The sequence below is a fragment of the Halalkalicoccus subterraneus genome (assembly GCF_003697815.1).
Lineage (GTDB): Archaea > Halobacteriota > Halobacteria > Halobacteriales > Halalkalicoccaceae > Halalkalicoccus > Halalkalicoccus subterraneus.
In genome coordinates this window covers 20,847-27,402 of record NZ_RDQG01000065.1, presented here as the reverse complement: position 1 = coordinate 27,402, position 6,556 = coordinate 20,847, and the positions used below count along the sequence as shown (strand labels likewise).

Genomic DNA, 6,556 nt, shown 5'->3' with positions numbered 1-6,556 from the left:
CGTCGACGACCTGTTCGCCGTCGAGCACGGTCTTGAGGTGGAGCACACCGTGGGTCGCCGGGTGGTGGGGACCGATGTTGAGGAACATCGTGTCCGTGTCCTCGTCGTAGGTGTCGTCCGCAATCGGGTTCTGGTGTTCCGCAAGCGTGACGATCTGCGGGCGGTCCTGATCGTAATCCAACGCGAGGGGATGGCCCTGCCAAGTCTCGGGAAGCAGGATCCGCCGCGGGTCAGGATGTCCCTCGTACTCGATGCCGACCAGGTCATAGGCCTCGCGCTCGTGCCAGTCTGCGGTCCGGTAGACCGGTTCGGCGGTCTGGCTGACGGGGTTGTCCTTCGCCGTCGGCACGACGACGCCGACCTCCTGCGTTCGATCCTCGTACTTCGTGAGGTAGTAGATCGACTCGTAGCGGTCCTCGTACTCCTGTGGGACCAGCAGGGAGAGATGGTCGAATCCGGCCTCGTCGCGCAGCGCGAACAACACGTCCTGAACCTCGTCAGGACGGATGACGAACGCCTCGGTGTCCGTGTGGGTCTCGCGTCCGAGAACGTGTTCGCCGAGCAACCGCTCGATCGCATCGTAGTCGACTCCCGCCTCGGTAGTGTACTGTTGTCGTTCGGGTCGTTCTAAACTCATGGTGAATCAGCCCAGTTGTACCGCATGACCAGATCGTCCGTGTCTATCTGGCTCGTGAGCTTATCGACGAGCTCGTCCTGCTCTAAGTCGCCGAACTGCTCCAGCTCGTAGGGTTTGACCGTTACCGGCGAGGACTCCCCTTCGGCGATGCGCTCTTGGAGCTTGACGACGCCGTATAGGAGCGCCTCGGGGCGGGGCGGACAGCCCGGAACGTGAATGTCGACCGGGATGACCTCCTCGGCACCCTTGACGACGTTGTATCCCTCCTGAAACGGCCCGCCGGAGATGGCGCACGAGCCCATGTTGACGACGAACTTGGGTTCTGCCATCTGGTCGTAGACGCGCTTCATCCGCGGGGCGAACTTCGAGACGATCGTCCCGGGGATGATGATCGTATCGGCCTGTCGGGGCGAGGCTCGTGGTACGCCCGAACCGAACCGGTCGAGGTCGTGTTTCACGGCGTAGGTGTGCATCATCTCCAGACTGCAGCAGGCGATCCCGAACTGCAGCATGAACATCGATGAGCCCCGTGCCCAGTTTAGGAACTTATCGAACTTCGTGAGGATGAACGGCGAGGAGCCGAACGCCTCGCGAAGCCGCGAGTTGAAGCGGCTGTCCACCTCGCCCATCCGGGCCTCGCGGGTCTTCGACATGGGGTCGGTGCTCTCGGATATCGCCTCCCGTGGTGTATTGCTCATTGTAATCGGCTCCGTTTGGCCGCCTCCGGACTCTTGATCCACTGTACTGCACCAGTACGCCACGCCCAGATCAGCGCGGCAACGAGGACGGCGATGAAGACCAACATCGGCCCCAGCGCGTGGAGCAATCCGACCTGGGCCACGGCATCCGTGTAAATGAGGGTCCAGGGGAAGATGAAGACCGTCTCGATGTCGAAGACGAGAAACAACAGCGCGACCATGTAGTACTGTATGTTGAAGCGAATGCGCGTCGTTCCCGTCGGGACCTCGCCGCTCTCGTAGATGCTACTTTTTCCTTGTTCGGGGACCGTCGGCCGCAACAGCGCTGATACCGCCATCATACCGAGCGGGATCAACACCCCCACGAGCGCCAATGCCCCGACTGCTATCCATGTACTCATAGACCGTGTTCTCCGTAACGTCCGAAGGTTGGGAACCCACCTACATAAGGGTTGATTCTCGTTATTTCGTCCCCGTCAGCCGCAAGGGTCATTGTCTTGCTTGCTCGCGGAATTCGGGGGTTCCCGACTCGTGGAGCTCCCGGGAGACCGCCGCCACTTCCCCCTGCAATCCCTCGTGGTACTCGACGAGCCGATCCCGGAGTTCCGAGTGCTCGCGCGCGAGGATCTGAACCGCCGACAGCGCCGCGTTGAACGATTTCCCGGCATCGACCGCGACCAGCGGCGCGCCCGTCGGCATCCCGATCACCGAGTCGACGGATTTCTCCTGAACCGGTACGCCGATGGTGGGAACAGGATAGGCCAGCGAGGCGGTCATGTTCGGCAGGTCTGCGGATTTCCCGCCCGCGCCCGCGATGATCACGTCCAATCCCCGGTCGCCGGCCGTCCTCGCGTAGGCGTTCATCAGCTCCGGGGTTCGGTGGGCCGAGACGACGTACGTCTCGAAGGTGAATCGGGCCTCCGGCGGGTCGTCGTAGTCCGTGATCTCCTCGAAGCCCAGTTCCGTGAGCGCCTCGTAAGCCCCATACATGGTATCGAGGTCCGAGTCGCTACCCATGACGATCCCCACATCGGGGGCCTCCTCGCCTGGCCGGTCGCGCTCGGCCTCGGCATCGAAGCTCTCGATCAACTCTTGGACTCCCTCCACAGTCATGGTTCGAACTCCACGTGCCGACGGTATGTACGTGCCGACTCCAGAAGCTCCTCGGCCGAGCGATCATCCCCGAGAACGGTGAAATGCCCCATCTTCCGCAGCGGGCGGACCTCGTCCTTTCCGTACCAGTGAAGGTGGGCCGTGGGTTCGGCGAGCAGCCGATCCACCCCCGAAAGAGTCACCTCCCGTGGCTCTCGATCGTCGCCAAGGACGTTCTTCGTCACGACTGGTTCGCGTAGCTCGGTCGATCCCAGTGGGAGGCCACAGACCGCACGGGCGTGCTGTTCGAACTGCGAACTGCGCGCGCCCTCGATCGTCCAGTGACCCGAGTTGTGCGGCCGGGGCGCGATCTCGTTGACGAGGACCTCCCCGTCGTCCTCGAACAACTCGATCCCGTAGACGCCCCGTCCGTCCATCAAGTCGAGGACCTCGTCGGCGACGTCCTGTGCGCGCTCGCGGACCGCCCCGCTTGCGCGCGACGGGACGACCGTCTCTCGGAGGATCTCCCTTTCGTGGACGTTCTCCCCGGCGACGTATGTCGCGATTTCGTCGTCTCCTTTGACGCCGATCACCGACAGCTCGCGCTCGAAGTCGACCATCTCCTCGACCATCGCCGCCCCGCCCAGCTCCGCCAACACGCTCCCGGCGTCGGCAGGGTCCTCAATCGGGAGGTTGCCCCGGCCGTCATACCCCCCTTCGCGGGCCTTTACCATCGCGGGCGTCCCCAAGTCGTCGAGGGCCGCCCGGAGTTCGTCGGGAGAGTCGACCGCCCGGAACTCCGGTACGGGCACGCTGGCCTCCCGGAGCGCGCGCTTCTGGACGAGTTTGTCCTGAATGGTCCGCAGGGTATCCGGCGAGGGCTGGACCTCGATGTCGGCTTCCTCGGAGACTGTTTCGAGCAGGTCGGGATCCGCGAGTTCGATCTCGAAGGTCAGCACGTCCGCGCGCTCGGCGAGCTCCCGCACGGCATCGGGATCGTCGAACCCGCCGACGACCTGATCGCGCGCGACGGGCGCGGCCGGGCAGTCGTGCGTCGGGTCGAGGACGATCACCTCGATCCCGAGCGGTGCCGCCGCCTCGGCGAGCATCCGCCCCAGTTGGCCACCGCCGACGACTCCAAGAACGGGTCCCGGAATGGTTCGCATCGTCATGTGGGGCGCTTTTCCGAGCGGGGTCAAAAGCCCACCGTTAACCGAGCACGGACCCCGTCCAGCGCGCGAGCGGGTCGTCCGTTTCGCGCATTCGTTCGAGCAGCCGGGACTCGAGGTCCATGCGGATTCCCCCGTATTCGGGGTGGTCGACCAAGTTCTGTAGCTCGTGTGGGTCGGCCTCGATGTCGTAGAGCTCGTTTCGATCGGGGCCGTTGTGGACGTATTTGTACCGGTCGCTCCGCAGCATTCGCTGGGAGTAGAGGCCGAACTCGTCGCCGTGATACTGTGCGAAGTGGGCCTCGCGCCAGTCGTCGGGGCGCTCGCCCGCGAGTAGCGGGCGAATCGATCGGCCGTCGACGTCGGGGATCTCCACGTCCGCCAGATCGAGGAACGTCGGCATCAGGTCGTGAAGCGAGACGAACGCCTCGCAGGTCGATTCGGCCTCGACCTCGCCGGGCCAGCGTACCTGCAGGGGGATGTGGTAGGTCTCCTCGTACATCAGCGGACCCTTGTTGAACTGCCGGTGGTTCCCGGTGAAATCACCGTGGTCCGAGGCGTGGATCGTACAGAGGTCCTCGACCCCCTCGGCCGCGTCGAGGACGCGCCCGATCTGGTCGTCGAGCAGCGTCATGAACCCCCAATACTTGGCGATCGCTTCCGACCAGGTCTCCCAGTCGAGCGCGTCGGCACCCCGATAGTGGAGGTACTGCTCGTGGGCGGCCGGCTTGCCGTCGAACGTCTCGGCGTAGCTCGCGGGGCGCTCGATCTCCGCAGGGTCGTACATCGAGGCGTACGGCTCGGGCACGACGTAGGGATGGTGCGGGCCGTAGAGGTCCACCCGGAGGAAGAAGGGGTCCTCGAGGCCGTCGTGCAGGCGCTCGATCGCCTGTTGGGCGATGTAGTACGCGCGCGTGGCCTCGACGGGGACCGGGTCCGTCGCCGCGACGAGCGTCGGGTGTTCCCCGCCGGTGTAGATCCGGTCGTCGAGGTCCTCCTCGCTCACGTCGACGCCGAGTTCCTCGCGGTAGTCCGTGAAATCGCCGGCGATGGCGGTATCGTGGTGGCGGTCGGCCCCGCCGCGGTACTCGAAGCCGAACTCCTCGGGACCCTGATCGCGCCCGACGTGCCATTTCCCGACGTAGCGGTTCGTGTAGCCCGCCTCCGCGAGGAGTTCACCGAACGTCGGCAGGTCGGGCGGGAGGTTGGGCTGGATCGCGTCGGCCTCGTGGCAGTTGTTCAGCATGCCGTGGTTGTGTGGGTACAGCCCCGTCAACAGCGACGCGCGGGCGGCCGAACAGATGCTGATCGGTGTGTAAGCCCGCTCGAAGGCCATCCCTTCCTCGTGAAGTCGGTCGATGTTCGGCGTCTCGACCGGCGAGTCGGGGGCAGTCAGGTCGTATCGCTCCTGGTCGGTGAGGAAAAACAGGACGTTCGGGCGGCTCATAGATAGCCCAAATCGCGGAGCCGACCCTTAGTGGCGTCGGTCATCTCGACGTCCTCACCGCTGTCCGCGTGTTCGAAGGAATTGACCCAGTCGTCGAGCTGCTCTGCCATTCTCGCGACGATGTCGGGTTCGGTCGGCGCGAGGTCGAAGCGCTCCTCGGAGTCCTGTTCGATATCGTAGAGCTCCTCGCTCCCGTCCGACCCCCGGATGTACTTGTACTCCTCCGTGCGGATCGCCCGCAGCGAGCGGTCGTACTCGTAGAGCGACTCGGGAACCGACCCGAACCGCTCCTCCAACTGTTCCATCGAGGGCTGGGGTGAGACGTACTCGGCGACCACCGATTCGCGCGGCTCCTCGTCGCCGAGCAGTGACTGCCCCTGTGCCTGCTGGCGTGCCTTGGACGCGTCGGCGTCCGCCAGATCGAGCAGCGTCGGGAACAGGTCCAAGAGTTGGACCAGTTCGTCCTTCCCAGTCGTTGGTTCGAACGCCCCGCCGTGGATCACGAGCGGGACGTGAAGCAGGGTGTCGTAGACGTTGTACTGGTGGCCCAGAAAGCCGTGGTCGCCGACGTTCTCGCCGTGATCGCCACAGACGATCAGGACGGTGTCCTCCCATTCGCCGGCGGCCTTCAGGGCGTCGCAGAACTCGCCGATCTTCGCGTCGAGATACGCGAGTTCGCCCCGGTAAAGCCCTTCGAGGAGCGCGAACTCCTCGTCGGTGATGTCGTACTCGGCGACGTCGTAGGCGCGGGGCTCCTGTCTGATCGCCATCGCCTCCTCGTAGCCCCCCTCGGGCAGGAACGGGTCCGCGTACTCGCGGGGCGGGCGGTACTGGATGTGGGGTTCGATGTAGTTCGCGAAACAGAAGAAGGGGCGATCCGACTCGCGCTCGGTGAGCCACTCGTCGAGCCACGCGGTCGTGCGGGCGGCCCCGTCGTCGTCGCTGGTCCGGAAGAACTGGTCGTAGACCGCGTTCAGCCCGTTGACCAGCGGGTTACCCGAGAGCGCCCGCGAGACGAACGCGTCGACCTTGCCGCGGGCGTGTTTCTCTCGTGTTACCTCGCCGAGGTCCGTCTCGGACTGGACGAGCTGCCAGGTCTTCTCGAAGCGCTCGAACCCACGCGTGAAGCCGAACTCCTCGGTGATCCACGTGTTGTTCGAGACGCCGACCGTCTCGTAGCCCTCGCCCGCGAGCGCCTCCGCGAGCGTGACGAACTCCTCATCGAGGTAGGTGTGCCCGCCATGCGCGCCGTGGTGCGAGGCGTAGGTGCCCGTAAAGAGCGACGCGTGGGACGGAAGCGTCCACGGCGCGCTCGTAACGGCGTTCGCGTAGGCGATCCCGTCCGCGGCAAGCGAAGCGAGCGTCGGCGTCAGTTCCGGATCCGCCGGAACGGTCTCCGTCGCCCGCGCAGTATCCATTACAATGACCGCGATGTTCGGGTGTGCCATCGTCTCGTTCCCCATGAATCTAGCCTCAAATTGGACGATCCGAACCTAATAGAGGACCCTTGCGA

General features: G+C 64.9%; 7 protein-coding genes. All 7 read right to left on the bottom strand.

Translation table 11 applies throughout. The annotated features are described in order from the left end of the window. Nucleotides 1–637: NADH-quinone oxidoreductase subunit C (locus EAO80_RS14700; RefSeq protein WP_211330722.1), on the bottom strand; the 637-nt coding region annotated here is incomplete at its 3' end. Beyond that, complete coding sequence (locus tag EAO80_RS14695) at nucleotides 634–1,290, bottom strand: NADH-quinone oxidoreductase subunit B (RefSeq protein ID WP_394343437.1); 657 nt, start codon at nucleotides 1,288–1,290, stop codon at nucleotides 634–636. The genes EAO80_RS14700 and EAO80_RS14695, both read right to left, overlap by 4 nt. A 41-nt stretch (nucleotides 1,291–1,331) precedes the next feature. Then, entirely contained in the window at nucleotides 1,332–1,736 is a 405-nt protein-coding gene (locus tag EAO80_RS14690) for an NADH-quinone oxidoreductase subunit A (RefSeq protein WP_122090624.1), read from the bottom strand. 88 nt (nucleotides 1,737–1,824) lie between these two features. Then, nucleotides 1,825–2,448, bottom strand: coding sequence for a 5-(carboxyamino)imidazole ribonucleotide mutase (gene purE / locus EAO80_RS14685; protein WP_122090623.1), 624 nt, complete (start codon nucleotides 2,446–2,448; stop codon nucleotides 1,825–1,827). Next, nucleotides 2,445–3,599, bottom strand: coding sequence for a 5-(carboxyamino)imidazole ribonucleotide synthase (locus EAO80_RS14680; RefSeq protein WP_122090622.1), 1,155 nt, complete (start codon nucleotides 3,597–3,599; stop codon nucleotides 2,445–2,447). Before EAO80_RS14680 ends, purE begins: the two co-directional genes overlap by 4 nt. Nucleotides 3,600–3,636: 37 nt before the next feature. Further along, complete coding sequence (locus EAO80_RS14675; protein ID WP_122090621.1) at nucleotides 3,637–5,043, bottom strand: sulfatase-like hydrolase/transferase; 1,407 nt, start codon at nucleotides 5,041–5,043, stop codon at nucleotides 3,637–3,639. Then, a complete protein-coding gene (locus EAO80_RS14670) occupies nucleotides 5,040–6,506 on the bottom strand; it encodes a sulfatase (protein ID WP_449404321.1) in 1,467 nt (488 codons plus the stop codon). The genes EAO80_RS14675 and EAO80_RS14670 overlap by 4 nt, the downstream gene beginning before the upstream one ends. Nucleotides 6,507–6,556: the final 50 nt, after the last annotated feature.